Annotated in this window: 11 protein-coding genes, 2 tRNA genes and 1 pseudogene; 10 read left to right on the plus strand and 4 right to left on the minus strand. The window is 71.8% G+C overall.

Going from position 1 to position 16,045, the window contains the following annotated elements; genetic code table 11:
* Nucleotides 1-73: 73 nt before the first annotated feature.
* Nucleotides 74-1,225, plus strand: a pseudogene (locus JNO44_RS28005) (TerD family protein); the annotation flags it as partial.
* Between the two features lie 226 nt (nt 1,226-1,451).
* Here the strand turns inward: JNO44_RS28005 and JNO44_RS28010 are convergent.
* On the minus strand, nt 1,452-1,994 hold the full coding sequence (locus JNO44_RS28010; protein WP_205366585.1) for an NUDIX hydrolase: 543 nt from the start codon (nt 1,992-1,994) through the stop codon (nt 1,452-1,454).
* On the minus strand, nt 1,991-3,481 hold the full coding sequence (locus JNO44_RS28015) for a zinc-dependent metalloprotease (RefSeq protein ID WP_189854322.1): 1,491 nt from the start codon (nt 3,479-3,481) through the stop codon (nt 1,991-1,993). The genes JNO44_RS28010 and JNO44_RS28015 overlap by 4 nt, the downstream gene beginning before the upstream one ends.
* Before the next feature lie 190 nt (nt 3,482-3,671).
* On the opposite strand from JNO44_RS28015, the gene JNO44_RS28020 reads away from it, so the two are divergent.
* The 4 genes from JNO44_RS28020 (at nt 3,672) to JNO44_RS28035 (ending at nt 7,067) form a co-directional block, all read left to right on the plus strand.
* Nucleotides 3,672-4,820: an SDR family oxidoreductase gene (locus tag JNO44_RS28020; protein ID WP_205366586.1), complete on the plus strand. Its 1,149-nt coding sequence runs from the start codon at nt 3,672-3,674 to the stop codon at nt 4,818-4,820.
* Nucleotides 4,821-4,964: 144 nt separating this feature from the next.
* Nucleotides 4,965-5,444, plus strand: a complete 480-nt coding sequence (locus tag JNO44_RS28025; RefSeq protein WP_039632957.1) for a molybdenum cofactor biosynthesis protein MoaE — start codon at nt 4,965-4,967, stop codon at nt 5,442-5,444.
* A 240-nt stretch (nt 5,445-5,684) separates the two neighbouring features.
* Nucleotides 5,685-5,888 (plus strand): hypothetical protein, encoded by a 204-nt coding sequence (locus JNO44_RS28030; protein WP_205366587.1) that lies wholly within the window; start codon nt 5,685-5,687, stop codon nt 5,886-5,888.
* Nucleotides 5,889-5,972: 84 nt separating this feature from the next.
* The gene (locus JNO44_RS28035; RefSeq protein ID WP_102926099.1) at nt 5,973-7,067 is read left to right on the plus strand and encodes a YlbL family protein; all 1,095 of its coding nucleotides are present in this window, start codon (nt 5,973-5,975) and stop codon (nt 7,065-7,067) included.
* Nucleotides 7,068-7,290: 223 nt separating this feature from the next.
* On the opposite strand, the gene JNO44_RS28040 is transcribed toward JNO44_RS28035, so the two are convergent.
* Nucleotides 7,291-7,845 (minus strand): PPA1309 family protein, encoded by a 555-nt coding sequence (locus JNO44_RS28040; RefSeq protein WP_073443570.1) that lies wholly within the window; start codon nt 7,843-7,845, stop codon nt 7,291-7,293.
* A gap of 136 nt (nt 7,846-7,981) precedes the next feature.
* On the opposite strand from JNO44_RS28040, the gene JNO44_RS28045 reads away from it, so the two are divergent.
* The 4 genes from JNO44_RS28045 to JNO44_RS28060 all read left to right on the plus strand — a co-directional run bounded on the left by JNO44_RS28045 (nt 7,982) and on the right by JNO44_RS28060 (nt 13,297).
* Nucleotides 7,982-10,873, plus strand: a complete 2,892-nt coding sequence (locus tag JNO44_RS28045; protein ID WP_240168005.1) for a UPF0182 family membrane protein — start codon at nt 7,982-7,984, stop codon at nt 10,871-10,873.
* A 111-nt stretch (nt 10,874-10,984) separates the two neighbouring features.
* Nucleotides 10,985-11,058: transfer RNA gene (locus JNO44_RS28050), tRNA-Met, on the plus strand.
* 208 nt (nt 11,059-11,266) lie between these two features.
* Complete coding sequence (locus JNO44_RS28055; protein WP_205366589.1) at nt 11,267-13,102, plus strand: tetratricopeptide repeat protein; 1,836 nt, start codon at nt 11,267-11,269, stop codon at nt 13,100-13,102.
* Nucleotides 13,103-13,223: 121 nt separating this feature from the next.
* A tRNA-Met gene (locus JNO44_RS28060) sits at nt 13,224-13,297 on the plus strand.
* 560 nt (nt 13,298-13,857) lie between these two features.
* Here the strand turns inward: JNO44_RS28060 and JNO44_RS28065 are convergent.
* Nucleotides 13,858-14,277 (minus strand): Fur family transcriptional regulator, encoded by a 420-nt coding sequence (locus tag JNO44_RS28065; protein WP_205366590.1) that lies wholly within the window; start codon nt 14,275-14,277, stop codon nt 13,858-13,860.
* A 160-nt stretch (nt 14,278-14,437) separates the two neighbouring features.
* On the opposite strand from JNO44_RS28065, the gene JNO44_RS28070 reads away from it, so the two are divergent.
* Entirely contained in the window at nt 14,438-15,901 is a 1,464-nt protein-coding gene (locus JNO44_RS28070; protein WP_205366591.1) for a catalase, read from the plus strand.
* The last annotated feature ends 144 nt before the right edge of the window (nt 15,902-16,045 follow it).

Here is a 16,045-nt window from a genome sequence, read left to right on the forward strand (position 1 = left end):
CTGGCCGCCCGCGCCAGGGGCTAGCCTGGCGCGGGTAAGGACTGAGCGCGAGAGTGGGGGAGGGGCGTTGCACATGGCCAGGCAATTCCAACGCGGCCACAAGGCCAGGCTTGTCGATCTGACGGCGGAACGGGACCTGTATATCGGGGTGCAGATCGCCGGCCCCGGTCTGACCTTCGACATCAGCTGCTTCGGACTCGACGCCGACGAACGGCTCGCCGACGACCGCTACTTCGTCTTCTACAACCAGCCCACGACGCCCGAGGGGGCGATCCGGCAACTCGGCCCGCAGGACGGCGACACCGACTCCTTCCAGGTAGTCCTCGACCGCATCCCCCCGCACATCCGGAAGCTGACCTTCACCGCCGCCCTCGACGGGGCGGGGCAGATGGCGCAGATCGGCCCCGGTTGCCTCCGCCTCGTGGCCGGCGGCGAAGAGGTGGCCCGGTACCCCTTCACCGGCGGCGAGTTCAGCACCGAGCGCGCCGTGATGCTCGGTGACCTCTACGTCAAGGACGTCTGGCGGTTCGCCGCGGTCGGCCAGGGCTTCGACGGTGGACTGGAGGCGCTGCTGACGAACTTCGGCGGTGAGGTCCTGGAGGAGGGCGACGAGGCCGGCGAGGCGCCGGCGCCGCCCGCCGCGCAGGGCGGGCCCGACTTCCTGCTGCCGCCGCCGGTCCCGGGCCCCGCCCCGTCCGCGGTGCCGCCCGTGTCCGTCCCGGCACCGCCCGTGGCGTCCGCCCCGGACCCGCGCGCCCCGATGCCGCAGCACCCCCAGCAGACTCCGCCCCAGCAGACTCCGCCCCCGCTGCCGCAGCCGGCCGCCGCGCAGATCCACAGTGCGCCGACGGTCATCGCGTCGCTGGTCCCGCCCGGTGGCCCGGCGCCGCACCCGGGCGTACAGGGGCCGCCCCCGCCGCCGCCCCCGCCCCCGGGCGTGCGCGGCACCCAGCCTCCGCCTCCGCCGCCCCTGTACGGCCAGGCCCCCGGCGGCTTCCCGAACGGTCAGCAGCCGCCGCCACTGCCTCTGCAGGGCCAGCAGCCGCCCCCGCTGCCCCCCTATGGCCAGCAGCCCCCGCCGCCTCCGTACGGGCAACAGCCGCCCCCACTGCCTCCGCAGGGCCAGCAGCCCCCGCCGCCGCCTCCGTACGGTCAGCAGCCCCCGCCGCCCGGCGGATACGGCGCGCCCCAGGGGCAGCCCGTGCCGCTCCCGCCGCCGGGTGCGTACGGTCAGCCGGGCCAGCAGCCCCCGGGAGCCCCGTACGCCCCGTATCCGGGGCAGGGCGCGCCGGCCCCGGTGGACGGCGGCACGGGGCCCTGGCCGCACCCCGAATATCCGGGAGCCCCCGGCGATCCCCAGGGCGACCCGCACCGGGGGCGCTGAACGACCCGGTCCGGACATGCCTCCGGCGTCCGCCCCGAGGAGGGCGGACGCCGGAGGTGATGGTTCGTCAGGAGCTCGCGGACAGCAGCGCGCGGGTGTCCGCCACCAGGCGCACCACCGAGTCGTCGGCGACCGAGGGCACCTCGTCGTAGCGGAACCACCGCAGGTCCAGCGACTCGTCGCTGATCGCCGCCACCGCGCCCGCCGGCGCCAGCGCGGCGTACTGGACGTCCAGGTGCTCCGCGCAGGGCGTCTGATGCCGGTCCAGCCGCACCGGCGTGCCGCCCAGCAGCGTCAGCCCGTGCGCGATCCCGGACTCCTCACGCGCCTCGCGCAGCGCCGCGTCGGCCAGTGAGGCGTCCTCCGGCTCGCAGTGGCCGCCCATCTGGAGCCACATCTTCAACTTGCGGTGCAAAGTGAGCAGCACCCGGCCGCCGGCCGGGTCGACCACCAGCGCACTGGCCGTGATGTGCCCGTCCTTGCACGGCTTCCACATGCCGTCCCGATGGGCCGCGAGATGGTCCAGATAGGCCAGCCGCAGCCGCTCCTGGTCGGCCGACGGCGCGGGCCACTCCTTGAGCACCCGCGCCGCGTCCTCACGCAGGCTCACTTGGCGCCGTCACCCTTGCCCTCGTCCTCGGGGCCGCGCGGGCCGCCGTCGGCCGGGCCGTCACCGGTCCCCTCGGCGTCCCCGGGCCGCTTGGTCAGGTCCGGTCCGCCGCCGCTCGCCGCCTCGCCCAGCATCTTGTCGAGCTCGGAGAAGTCCAGGTGCTCGCGGTGCACGAAGCCGTCCGGGTCGTCCAGGTCGGCCGCCGTCGGCAGCATGTCCGGGTGCTCCCACAGGCCGTCGCGGCCTTCCAGACCCCGCGCGTCCGTCAGGGAGGCCCACAGCCGCGAGGCGTCCCGCAGGCGCCGCGGACGCAGCTGGAGGCCGATCAGCGTGGAGAACGTCTGCTCGGCCGGGCCGCCGGTGGCCCGGCGCCGCCGCAGGGTCTCCCGGAGCTTGTCGGCGGACGGCAGGTGAGGCTTGGCGGCGGCGTGCACCACCGCGTCCACCCAGCCCTCGACGAGTGCCAGCGCGGTCTCCAGACGGGCCAGCGCGGCCTTCTGCTCCGGGGTGTCCTCGGGCTGGAACATGCCGCCCTGGAGGGCGTTCTGCAGCTCCTCGGGGTGCTGCGGGTCGATCTGGCCGACCATGTCCTCCAGCTTGGTCGTGTCGACCTTGATGCCGCGGGCATAGCCCTCGACGGCGCCGAACAGATGCGAGCGCAGCCACGGCACATGGGCGAAGAGCCGCTGGTGGGCGGCCTCGCGCAGGGCCAGGTAGAGCCGCACCTCCTCTTCCGGGACGCCCAGTCCGGCGCCGAACGCCTGGACGTTCGCCGGCAGCAGCGCGGCCTTGCCGGCCGGGCCCAGCGGCAGCCCGACGTCCGTCGAACCGACGACCTCGGAGGCCAGCACGCCCAGCGCCTGCCCGATCTGGGTGCCGAACATGGCGCCGCCCATGGAGCGCATCATCCCGAGCAGCGGGCCGGCCATGGCCTGCATCTCCTCGGGCATCACCTCGCCCATCGCCGACCCGACCCGCTCGGCGAGCGGATCGACCAGATCCCGCCATACCGGCAGGGTCTCCTCGACCCACTCGGCGCGGCTCCAGGCCACCACCGAGCCGGCGCCCGACGGGAGCGACGTCACACCGTCCAGCCACAGGTCGGCCAGGCGTACGGCCTCCTGGACCGCGGTCCGCTCACCGGCGGAGACGCTGGCGTCCTTGCTGCCGTCCTCGGCGCCCTGCGCGACGGTCTGCCGCGCGATGTCCTTGGCCATCTCCCAGTTCACCGGGCCGCCCTCGTAGGAGAGCATCTGGCCGAGCCGCTGGAAGGCGGCGCCGAGGTCGCCAGGGTTCATCTGGCCGCCGGGTCCCCCCATGCCGCCGAAGAGCGCCGCGAACGGATTGTCCGCAGCGCCGCTCCCGCCGCCGAACCCGAAGGGGTTCGCGGGGCCCTGGCTACCTCCCTGGCCGTCCTTCTTCTTGCCGTTGTCGCCGTCCTCCGGCTCCTCCGGCGGAAGGCCGAATCCAAATGGGGTGTCACTCACGGGTTTCCTCGGCTCGTAGGGCCGCCGGCCCTACGCCGACGGCGGCTGCCCGACATCACCTCCAGCGTAGACACTCGCCCCGCCTCGGGGCTCGGTGCTTCGCTGTCCCGGTGGCTGCGGCAGGATGGATGTCACCTGGTGCGGACGCGTTCGTCGCGCCCGTACTGAAGACAACCGCTGGAGACGCCCGGTGAGTTCCCCAGATCCGACCGTTCGCGCAGCGCGAAACGCTGCCGCCGCAGCCGATCAGGCAGACCGCACCCCGGTCGGCGCCGACCGGCCGCTGCGCCGCCCCGTCGTCGCCGTCACCGGAGCCGCCTCCGGGGTCGGCGCGCTGCTCACCCGTGCCCTGGTGGTGTCCGACGAGGTCAGGGAGGTGGTGGCCATCGACGAACGCCCCGGCGACATCGCCGAGGCGAAGTGGCACGTCCTGGACGTCCGCGACCCTGCCATCGCCGACAAACTGCGCGGAGCGGATGTCGTCGTCCATCTCGCCCTCGACCTCGACCTGGAGACCGACGCCGCGGCCCGCACCGCCTACAACGTGCGCGGCACCCAGACCGTGCTGACCGCCGCCGCGGCCGCCGGCGTCCACCGGGTGGTGTTGTGCACCTCCGCCATGGTCTACGGGGCGCTGCCCGACAACGACGTCCCGCTCGCCGAGGACGCCGAGCTGCGCGCCACCGCGGACGCCACCGGGGTCGGCGACCTCCTGGAGATCGAGCACTTGGCGCGCCGCGCCCCGCGCGCCCACCCGGGCCTGAACGTCACCGTGCTGCGCCCCGCCGTCCTGGTCGGCGGCACCGACACCGCGCTGACCCGCTACTTCGAGTCGCCGCGCCTCCTGGTCGTCGCCGGATCCCGCCCGGCCTGGCAGTTCTGCCACGTGGAGGACCTGGTCAGCGCCCTGGAGTACGCCGCCCTGGAGAAGGTCGAGGGCGAGCTGGCGGTGGGCTGCGACGGCTGGCTGGAGCAGGAGGAGGTCGAGGAGCTCTCCGGCATCAGACGGATGGAGCTGCCGTCCTCGGTGGCGCTGGGCGCCGCCGCCCGCCTGCACCGGATCGGCCTGACGCCGTCGCCCGCCGGGGACCTCGCGTACACCATGCACCCCTGGGTGGTCAGCGGCAGCCGGCTGCACGACGCGGGCTGGCGGCCCCGGTGGACCAACGAGGAGGTCCTCGCCGAGCTGCTGGAGGAGGTCGCGGGTCGGCACACGGTCGCCGGCCGACGGCTGGGCCGCAAGGACGCCACCGCCGCGGGCGCCGCCGGAGCCACCGTCGCCCTCCTGGGCACCGCCGCCCTGGTCCGCCGCGCCCGCAAGGCCCGCCGCCGCATCTGACGCCACCGGGGCCACCGACCACGGGTCGCCCCGTACGCCGGGCACATCGCGGGCCGCCGACTGTACGAGCCTCCATACGGGGCCCCGGACGCCCGGTGGAAACGGCCATTCCCCGAGGCATGCCCGGTGCGGCACGATGGGACCATGTCTGGCACGCACTCCCGCCCGTCCACCGGCCGCGACCACCCTGGTGAGCAGGGCGCCGAGGATCCCATCCGGCTCCTGGAGATCCGCGACACCGCGCTGTCCGTGGACGAGGTCTTCGCGGCCGTCGGGGACGAGGCGGCGGGCGGCACGGCCCTCTTCGTCGGCACGGTCCGCTCGCACGACGGCGGCACCGACGTGGACGGCCTGGGCTACTCCGCCCATCCGTCCGCCGCGGCGGAGCTGCGCCGGGTCGCCGAGAAGGTCGTCGCCGACTATCCGGTCCGCGCGCTGGCCGCCGTCCACCGGGTGGGCGATCTGGCCATCGGAGATCTGGCCGTGGTCGTCGCGGTGGCCTGCCCCCACCGTGCCGAGGCGTTCGCCGCCTGCCGCAAGCTGATCGACGACCTCAAGCACGAGGTCCCCATCTGGAAGCACCAGACCTTCTCGGACGGAACAGAAGAGTGGGTGGGCGCGTAGCGCCGTCTTCTGGGGGTGGAGGTCGGGTGACGGGAGGGAGGGTGGGCGCGTAGCGCCTTCTTCTGGGGGTGGAGGTCGGGTGACGGGAGGGCGCGTAGCGCTTCCGGCTCTTGGCCTGGGGCCGAACCGGTGCCCCCGGTTCCGGTTGCGTAACCCGCTCCCCAGCACCAGCGTTGACGTGGCAGATGGTTAATCTGTTTATTCGTCGATCGTGGGCGCGCTAGGTGTAGGGAGGTCGCCATGGGAGCGCTCCTCTGGCTGCTGATTCCGGTGCTGGCCGGTCTGGTCGCTGCGCTCTGGAGCAGCTGGGCCATGCGCAACCGCCGGACCGGGGACGTCGCCGAACTGGCCGGCTACGCCCGATTCCGCGCCGCGATGGAGAAGGAACACGCCACTCCCGTCCCCGCCGCCGCCGTCCCCGAGGGCGCCTCGGACCCGGTCTGACGCCGCCGGCGCCCGGTCGTCCGCCCGTCCCCGTACGGACGGCCCCGCGGGCCGGTTGTCATACCCGTCCCGTACTGTCGTTCCATGCCACGCCGCACCGCGACGCTGCTCGCCTCGACCCTGATGCTGATCGCGCTGCTCTGCGCCGGGGTGCTGATTCCCGTCCCGTATTCCGAGATGTCGCCGGGACCGACGGTCAACACCCTCGGAGACCACAACGGCGAGCCGGTGCTGCAGATCTCCGGCCGCAAGACGTATCCGACCTCCGGCAACCTCAACATGACCACGGTGCGGGTGACCGGCCCGGACTACAACATGAACCTCTTCGAGGCGGTCTACGGCTGGCTGGACCCGAGCAGCGCGGTGGTGCCGCACAAGACGCTCTACCCCGAGGGGCAGACGGCCGAGCAGGCCGACCAGCAGAACGCCGAGGAGTTCACGCAGTCCCAGGAGAGCGCCAAGGTCGCCGCGCTCAAGCAGCTGCACATCCCGGTCGCCACCCAGACCGTGGTGGGGGCGGTCGTCAAGGGCAAGCCGGCCGACGGGGTGCTGCACGCCGGCGACGTGATCAAGGCGGTGGACGGCAACGAGGTCCAGCAGACCGGCGACGTCGCCAAGTTCGTCACCCGGCACAAGCCGGGCGAGAAGGTGGTCTTCACCCTCATCCCCGCCAAGGACGCGGCCGCGGCGGAGAAGCAGGGCAAGCGGCCCGAGGGGCCGCAGAAGCAGGTCGCGATCACCACGGCGGCGGACAGCGGCCGGGCGGTGGTGGGCATCCAGGCCCAGGCGGACCACACCTTCCCGTTCACCATCGACGTGAAGCTCGCCGACGTCGGCGGCCCCAGCGCCGGGCTGATGTTCGCGCTCGGCATCGTCGACAAGCTCACGCCCGGCGGCAATCTGACCGGCGGCAGGTTCGTCGCCGGCACGGGCACCATCGACGACCAGGGCAAGGTCGGCCCGATCGGCGGCATTTCGATGAAGACGATCGGCGCGCGGGACAAGGGCGCGGAGTTCTTCCTGACGCCCAAGGAGAACTGCGCGGCCGCCGCGAAGGACACCCCCAGCGGCCTCCGGCTGGTCAAGGTCGGCACCATAGGGGACGCGGTGCAGGCGCTGGAGAAGATCCGCAAGAACGACCTCGCCGGCCTGCCGAGCTGCAGCCCGGCAGGCCGGTAGCGAGGCACGAGGACGAGGCCGACGGCGGGGCATCCGGTGTCCCGCCCGCCGGAAGCGCCCTAGGGTGCTTCCGACGGATCTCCGCGGCGTCGCGGCGTCTGGCACGCACGCTCGCGGCGTTGCCGAAATGTCCCCATAGCTCCGCTATGAAGACATCCCGGCGCCTTGCGATCGCACGCACCAGACGCCGCTCCTTCTTCCACGGAGATCCGTCGGAAGCGCCCTAGTCCTCGAAGGTCGCCGTCAGGGCGTCCGCGAGGCTGGGGACCAGCGACTTGCCGGTCAGCACCTCGGAGGTGGAGTCCTTCTCCCGCAGCCGCAGCGCCGACTCGCGGGCGCCGTCCCGCAGGACGGCCACCGTCATCCGGACCTCCTGGCGCTCGGGGTGCTCGGCGACCCACTTGGCGAGCTGCCGTTCGGACATGCCCTCCGGCTCGGCCTTCTCGGCGGACGGCGGCAGCATCAGGCGTTCCACGGTCAGTGCGCAGCCGACGACGGCGTCGGGCCAGGCGATGGTGGCGAGGAACTCGTCCAGCGGAGTGCCGGCCGGGATCTCGTCCTGCTCGATGGGGGTCAGGGAGGTGCCGGTGGACTCGTCGATGCCCAGCTGGGCGGCGAGCGAGGGCTCCTGTGCACGGAGCTTGGCGGTGTCGACGAGGGCGAACAAACGGGCGGGCTGGTCCCAGCCGAGGCTGGCCGCGTACTCGTCGATTTCGAGTACCGCGCGGGTCAGTGGGTCGGCGGCGAGGGGGGTGCCGTCAACGGGGAGGTTGGTCATGCTCAACATCGTGCCTTGTGCACCCCGGAAATCGGGAACCGAGTAAAGCCGTCGTAAGTTGCATCACTGGGTCCTAGTATCGCCGGGCCTGCCCCACACGACAGCGAACTTCGAGGTGCGCACCTTGGCTTTCCAGATGCCGGACCGCGGCGGAGGCCCCTCCGGGCCACGGATCAGAGTCGGCCGACCGTCGCGGCGGTTCAGGACCCTGCTCATGACGTTGGGTGTACTGGCCGTGCTGGCCATGCTCTTCGTGATGTTCTCGGGATTCTGGACCGACTGGCTCTGGTACCGCTCGGTCCACTTCTCCTCGGTCTTCACCACCACCCTGTGGACCAAGATCGGACTGTTCTTCTCCTTCGGCGTCGTGATGGCGGTGGCCGTCGGCGTCAACATCTGGCTGGCGCACCGGCTGCGGCCGCCGCTCAGCGCGATGTCCGTGGAGCAGCAGAGCCTGGACCGCTACCGCATGGGCGTCGCCCCGTTCAAGAAGTGGGCGCTGGTCGCGGTCACCGCGGTGATCGGGTTGATCGCCGGGGCCTCCGCCTCCGGTGAGTGGCGGACGTGGCTCCAGTGGGTCAACGGCGTTCCGTTCGGCACCACGGATCCGCAGTTCCACAAGGACGTCTCGTTCTACGCCTTCGACCTGCCGTGGTACCGCTTCCTGCTGAGCTTCGGCTTCGCCTGCGCGGTGCTGTCCCTGGTGGCCGCCGTGCTCACCCACTACCTCTACGGCGGGTTGCGGCTGACCAGCCCCGGTTCGCGGGCGACCGCCGCGGCCACCGGCCACCTCTCGGTGCTGCTGGGCCTCTTCGTCTCCCTGAAGGCGGTCGCGTACTGGCTCGACCGGTACGGCCTCGCGGTGAAGTCCAGCGGCCTGAAGTCGGCCGACAACTGGACCGGTCTGCGCTACGTCGACGCCAACGCCTATCTCCCGGCGAAGACCATCCTGTTCTTCATCGCGGCGATCTGCGCGGTGCTGTTCTTCGCCACCTTGTGGCGGCGCACCTGGCAGCTGCCGGTGATCGGGTTCGGTCTGATGGTGCTCTCCGCGGTCCTGATCGGCGGGCTGTACCCGGCGATCGTCCAGAAGTTCCAGGTCCAGCCGAACGAGCAGGCCAAGGAAGCGCCGTACATCAAGCAGAACATCAAGGCGACCCGGGATGCGTACGACATCCAGGACTCCGAGGTGAAGTCCTACAAGGGCAACTACAAGCCGGCCTCCGAGGAGGACCGGCAGCGGCTCCGGGACGACGCCGACACCGTCGCCAGCATGCGGCTGCTCGACCCGAACGTGGTCTCGCCGGCCTTCCAGCAACAGCAGCAGGTGCGGTCCTACTACCAGTTCCCGTCCACCCTGGACGTCGACCGGTACAAGGGCAAGGACGGCAAGGAGCAGGACACCGTCATCGGCCTGCGCGAGCTGAACCTCGCCGGCATCCCCGAGCGCAACTGGATCAACGACCACTTCAAGTACACCCACGGCTACGGCGCGGTCACCGCCAAGGGGACCGAGACCGCCGACGGCGGCGGCCCCCAGTACACCGAGTCCGACCTGCCGACCAAGGGCCAGCTCCCGAAGTACGAACAGCGCGTCTACTACGGCGAGAAGACCACCCAGTACTCCATCGTGGGCGGGCCGCAGAAGGAGCTGGACTACTCCGACGACAGCGGTGAGAAGGGCTACCGCTACCAGGGCAAGAGCGGGGTGAGCCTGTCCAACCCGATCAACCGCGCCGCCTACGCGGTGGCGTTCGGGGAGCCGCAGATCCTCTACTCCGGCGCCATCGGGGACAAGTCGCGGATCCTGTACAACCGCACGCCCAAGGAGCGCGTCGAGTCCGTCGCCCCCTGGCTGACCATCGACGGCGACGCCTACCCGGCGGTGATCGACGGCCGGATCCAGTGGATCGTGGACGCGTACACCACCAGCAACGGTTACCCGTACGCCTCGCGCACCACCCTCGGGGAGAGCACCGCCGACTCGCTCACCAACGGCCAGCGCGCGGTGGTGGCCCAGCAGAACCAGGTCAACTACATCCGCAACTCCGTCAAGGCGACGGTCGACGCGTACGACGGCACGGTCAAGCTCTACCAGTGGGACACCAAGGACCCGGTCCTGAAGACCTGGATGAAGGCGTTCCCCGGCACGGTCGAGAAGAAGAGCTCCATCAGCCCGGACCTGCTGGCCCACCTGCGGTACCCGCAGGACCTGTTCAAGGTGCAGCGCCAGCTGCTGACCACGTACCACGTCACCGACCCGGGCACCTTCTACACCGGTTCGGAGCGCTGGCAGATCCCCAGCGACCCGACCACCAAGTCGGGCAACGCGGTGCCGCCGTACTACCTGAGCATGAAGATGCCCGACCAGAAGGCACAGGCGTTCTCGCTGACGACGACCTTCACGCCCAACAAGAAGGACAACCTGGGCGCCTTCATGGCGGTCGACGCCGATGCCACGAGCGCCGACTACGGCAGGATCAGACTGCTGAAGCTGCCGGCGCAGACCCCGGTGCCGGGCCCGCAGCTCGCCCAGTCGAAGTTCAACTCCGACCCGACGATCGCCAACGAGCTCAACATCCTCAAGAAGTTCGGCGACTCGGAGATCGAGTACGGCAACCTGCTGACCGTGCCGCTGCACGACGGCCTGCTCTACGTCGAACCGGTCTACCTGCGCGGCGCCAACACCAACTACCCGCTCCTGAAGAAGGTGTTGGTGAGCTACGGCGACAGCAAGCCCGTCCTGGAGAACAGCCTCAAGGACGCCCTCGACGTCGTCTTCGGCAAGAAGGCGCCGAGCACCGGCTCGGAGAACCCGCCGCCCGGCGGCGGGCAGACCGGCGAGCAGCCGCCGGCCGGCCAGACCGTGCAACAGGACCTGACGGACGCCGAGAAGGCGTACGACGACGGCGAGAAGGCACGGGTGGCCGGCGACTGGGCCGCCTACGGCGAGGCCCAGAAGCGGCTGAAGAACGCGCTGGACCGGGCGGCCAAGGCGTCCGAGAAGGGCGGCAAGGCGAGCGACTGAGCCCCCGGCGCGGATCCCTTCGGTCCGGTGGCCGCCGGCGCACATCGGCGGCCACCGCGACCCGGGTGTCAACCGCGCTCCCCGCGACGTGATACGTTGGAGTCACAACGGCGCGGGGTGGAGCAGCTCGGTAGCTCGCTGGGCTCATAACCCAGAGGTCGCAGGTTCAAATCCTGTCCCCGCTACTGAAAGACCAAGGCCCGGATTCCTTGAGAATCCGGGCCTTTGTCATGCGTTCGGGTCAAAGCTGACCGGGGGCGGGTCGGACAACCCATGTGGGAAAGCTGTGTGCTTGAGTTTGGCATGTCGCCGTGTCGGGAAGTCGACAAACCGCTGAAGTGACCTCACTGGCTGCGGTATACCAGGTGTACGCGGGTTACAGGTGATGCGACGATGGTTCTTATGGGGGACAAGGCAAGGTTGTTGGAGACGGACCGGTTTGTGCAGGCGCCCGACGACGGGCGCGATCCCGAGATGGCGATGGACGCGATGGAGGCCGACGGCACGGCCGAGGCGTCCGACGCGGTGACCGAGTCCGGCCACCGCCGTGCCGCAGAGGCGGGCGACACCGCCGCCATGAGCGCGCTGGGTGCGATGCTGCTGCGCCGCGCCGACCTCGACGGCGCCGAGCCGCACCTCCGCTCGGCCGCTGCCGCCGGGGACCGGGCCGCGGCCAACAACCTCGGCGTCCTCCTCCACCAGCGGGGCTACGCCGACGAGGCCGCCGGCTGGTGGCGGATCGCCGCCGTCGCCGGCTCCGCCGCCGCCGCGCACGCCCTGGGCCGCCACTACCGCGAGCGCGGCGACGAGCCGGCTGCCGAGTACTGGCTGCGCCAGTCCGCCGAGTCCGGCCACTGCCTGGGCGCGTACGCCCTCGCCGACCTCCTGGAGCACCGCGGCGACATCGGCGCCGAGCGCTGGTTCCGGGCCGCCGCCGAGCGGGGCCACCGGGAGGCCGCCTACCGCCTCGCCCGGCTCGTCGAGGACGGCCGCGACGCCGACCGCCGGACGGTGCCCGCCTACGGGGAACTGACCCAGCAGGCCGAGGCCGAGCAGTGGTACCGCCAGGCCGCCGCCCGCGGCCACCGGCGGGCCGCGCTCCAGCTCGGCGCGCTGCTGGAGGAGCGCGGCGACATCCAGGAGGCCGGCCGCTGGTACCTCTCCGCGGCCAAGGACGGTGAGGCCCGCGCCGCCTGCGCGCTGGGCTTCCTGCTCCGCGACGCCGGGGACGAGGAGAGCGCCGCGGAGTGGTGGCGGCGGGCCGCCCAGGACGGCGACGGCAACGCCGCCAACGCCCTCGGTGCGCTGCACGCCGACCGCGGCGAGCTGCAGACCGCCGAGCGCTGGTACCGCGCCGCGCTGGACGCCGGGGACGTCAACGGCGCCTACAACCTCGGCCTGCTCTGCGCCGAGCAAGGCCGGCCCGGCCGGGGCGAGCAGTGGTACCGCCGCGCCGCCTACGCCGGCCACCGCGAGGCCGCCAACGCGCTGGCCATCCTGCTGCTCCAGCGCGGCGACGCCTCCGGGGCCGAACCGTGGTTCTCCAAGGCGGCCGAAGCGGGCAGCGTGGACGCCGCGTTCAACCTCGGCATCCTGTTCACCGGCCGCGGCGAGGAGCGACTGGCGCGCTCCTGGTACGAGCGGGCGGCGTCCGCCGGGCACACCGACGCGGCGCTCCAGGTCGCCATAGCGCAGCTGCGTGACGGCGACCTCCAGGACGCGGAGCGGAACCTGCGCTGCGCGGCCGGCGGCGGCAGTGCCGAGGCGGCCTTCCGGCTCGCCGACCTCCTCGACCGGCGGTCCGGGGAACCGGACGGCGAGCGGCCCGAGGGCGACGAGAGCCGGCAGTGGTACGAGCGCGCCGCGCGCCAGGGCCACCGCCGCGCCCAGGTCCGGGTTGGCATGTTCGCGGCGGCTCGCGGGGACGCCGTGGAGGCGGCGTCCTGGTACCGCGCGGCGGCCGAGGCCGGCAGCCGTAACGGCGCCTTCAACCTCGGGCTGCTGCTGGCCCGCGAGGGCAGCCTCCCCGAGGCCGTCCTGTGGTGGCAGCGCGCCGCCGAGAGCGGCCACGGCCGGGCGGCGCTGCGGCTGGCGCTGATCGCCGCCCGCCGCGGGGCGTTCACGGAGGCCCAGCGCTGGTGCGCGCGGGCCGTGGAGCTCGGCCCGCCAGAGGTGGCGGAGCGGGCGGCCCGGCTGCGGACCGCACTCCAGGAGGAGCTCAGCGCGTGACGGCCGGCGGCCGGGGGCGGTGACCCCGGTGCCCGGGGTGCGGTCCGACGGCCGCGCCCCGGGCCGGCCGGAGCGAATTTGCGCTGGTCGTCGGCATGGGGTTAAAGTAAAGCCACAACGACGCGGGGTGGAGCAGCTCGGTAGCTCGCTGGGCTCATAACCCAGAGGTCGCAGGTTCAAATCCTGTCCCCGCTACTGAAACCGAAGGCCCGGATCCTCAGGATCCGGGCCTTCGGTGTATTTGGGGCGATGGCTACGAGCGGTGCCTGACCGCCTCCGCGTGCAGAGCGCGGTCCGTGATCTTCTCCTCCGGCAGCGCGGTGCCCTCTTGGTGACACCGGCGTCGCGATAGGCCCGCTGGAGCCGGTTGATGGTGCCCTTCCTGGTCTCCCGGTCCATCCGGAGCGCCGGCACCGAGGCGAGGGGCTTCGGATCCGCCTTCAGTGGCCCGGCTGGTTCCGCGACGAACGCCTTGTCGGCCTTGTAGTCGCCGGCGAAGTAGGTGTTGACGGTGCGGACGTAGGCGCGCGGAAAGGTGAGGTCGGCGCCCGCTCCATCGGTTACGTGATCACCGACCCCTTGCCGATCACGGTGCCCCGCGTCGCGCCCTTGAGGGACGGCGAGGAGGTGGGCCGCCCGATCTTGAGCCGCACCCAGTGGAGCGTCCGCTCCGTGGCGCGCCGAAGACCCCCGGGGCGGCAGGGGCCCACGGGGTGGCGGGGGTGCGGCGCGGCCCGGACGGGGGCCGGGTCGGGTCAGGAAGTGGCGCTGCAGTTGGGGCAGATGCCCCGGTAGGTCACGGTGACCTCGGAGACCTGGAAGCCGTAGCGCTCCGGCTCGGGCAGCGAGGAGAGCGGGTCGCCGTGGAGGTGCACGTCGCGGATCGTGCCGCAGCGCGAGCAGACGAGGTGCTGGTGGTCGTGGTGGGCGTTGGGGTCGTAGCGCTTGGCGCGACCGTCGGTGCTCACCTCGATCACCTCGCCGAGCGAGACCAGCTCGCCGAGGGTGTTGTAGACGGTGGCGCGGGAGATCTCGGGGAGGCGCTCGGACGCCTTGGCGTGCACCTCGTCGGCGGTGTAGTGGACGTGGTCCCCGTCCAGGACCTCGGCGACGACGCGGCGTTGTGCGGTCAGCCGCCAGCCGCGTCCCCGGAGTCGTTCCAGCAGGTCACTCATGCCAATCACCTATCAGTCAGATAGTCACCAGGGTAGCAGCGGCGGTCCATCGCCGGATCGGGTACGAGTTTCGGTCTCATCTTGACTTAGACATTGTCCAATGTAGGATCGGGTGTGGCGCAAGCCAAGGGCAGGTGAACGAAGACATCAGGAGGCGCACGTGTCGGTAGAGAGCACCACCGGACCGCTGACCACGGAGACCGGGGCCCCGGTCGCGGACAACCAGAACAGCGAGACGGCCGGCCTCGGCGGCCCCGGTCTGATCCAGGACCAGCTCCTGATCGAGAAGCTCGCGCACTTCAACCGGGAGCGCATCCCGGAGCGCATCGTCCACGCCCGCGGCGCGGGTGCGTACGGCACCTTCACCGTCACCGCGGACGTGACGCGGTACACCCGCGCGAAGTTCCTCTCGGAGATCGGCAAGCAGACCGAGACGTTCCTGCGCTTCTCGACGGTCGCCGGCAACCTCGGTGCGGCCGACGCGGTGCGCGACCCCCGCGGCTTCGCGCTGAAGTTCTACACCGAGGAGGGCAACTACGACCTCGTCGGCAACAACACCCCGGTGTTCTTCATCAAGGACGCCATCAAGTTCCCCGACTTCATCCACACCCAGAAGCGCGACCCCTACACCGGCTCCCAGGAGGCGGACAACGTCTGGGACTTCTGGGGTCTTTCGCCCGAGGCCACCCACCAGGTGACCTGGCTGTTCGGCGACCGCGGCATCCCGGCCACGTACCGCCACATGAACGGCTACGGCTCGCACACCTTCCAGTGGAACAACGAGGCGGGCGAGGTCTTCTGGGTCAAGTACCACTTCAAGACCGACCAGGGCATCGAGAACCTCACCCAGGGCGAGGCCAACAGGCTCGCTGGTGAGGACCCCGACAGCCACCAGCGCGACCTGCGCGAGTCCATCGAGCGCGGCGAGTTCCCGACCTGGACCGTCCAGGTGCAGATCATGCCGGCGGCCGACGCGGCCACCTACCGCTTCAACCCGTTCGACCTGACCAAGGTCTGGCCGCACGAGGACTACCCGCCCATCGAGATCGGCACGTTGGAGCTCAACCGCAACCCGGAGAACATCTTCGCCGAGGTCGAGCAGTCGATCTTCTCCCCGCACCACTTCGTGCCGGGCATCGGCCCGTCCCCCGACAAGATGCTCCAGGGTCGCCTCTTCGCGTACGGCGACGCGCACCGCTACCGCGTCGGCATCAACGCCGACCACCTCCCGGTGAACCGCCCGCACGCCACCGAGGCGCGCACCCACGGCCGGGACGGCGCGCTCTATGACGGCCGCCACGGCCGGCAGAAGAACTACGAGCCGAACAGCTTCGGCGGCCCGGTCCAGACCGGCCGGGCGCTGTGGCAGCCGCTGCCGGTGTCCGGCGCGACCGGCGAGACCGTGGCGCCCTCGCACGCCGAGGACGACGACTTCGTCCAGGCCGGCAACCTCTACCGCCTGATGTCGGACGGCGAGAAGGAGCGCCTGATCGACAACCTGGCGGGCTTCATCGCCAAGGTCTCCCGCGACGACATCGCGCAGCGGGCGATCGAGAACTTCCGCAAGGCGGACGCGGACTACGGCAAGCGGCTGGAGGCCGCGGTCCAGGCCCTGCGCGGCTAGGGGGCCCGCGCGGCGGTCCGTCACCTCGGTGGCGAGCCGCCGCGGGGCGACCGGACGTCGCTTGCCGTACATGCCGAAGAGGCCGGATGCCACGGGGCTCCGGCCTCTTCGTGCGGGCGTGTGCGCCCGCATCCGCACGCTCGT

Source organism: Streptomyces noursei (assembly GCF_016917755.1).
Classification (GTDB): Bacteria; Actinomycetota; Actinomycetes; order Streptomycetales; family Streptomycetaceae; genus Streptomyces; species Streptomyces yunnanensis.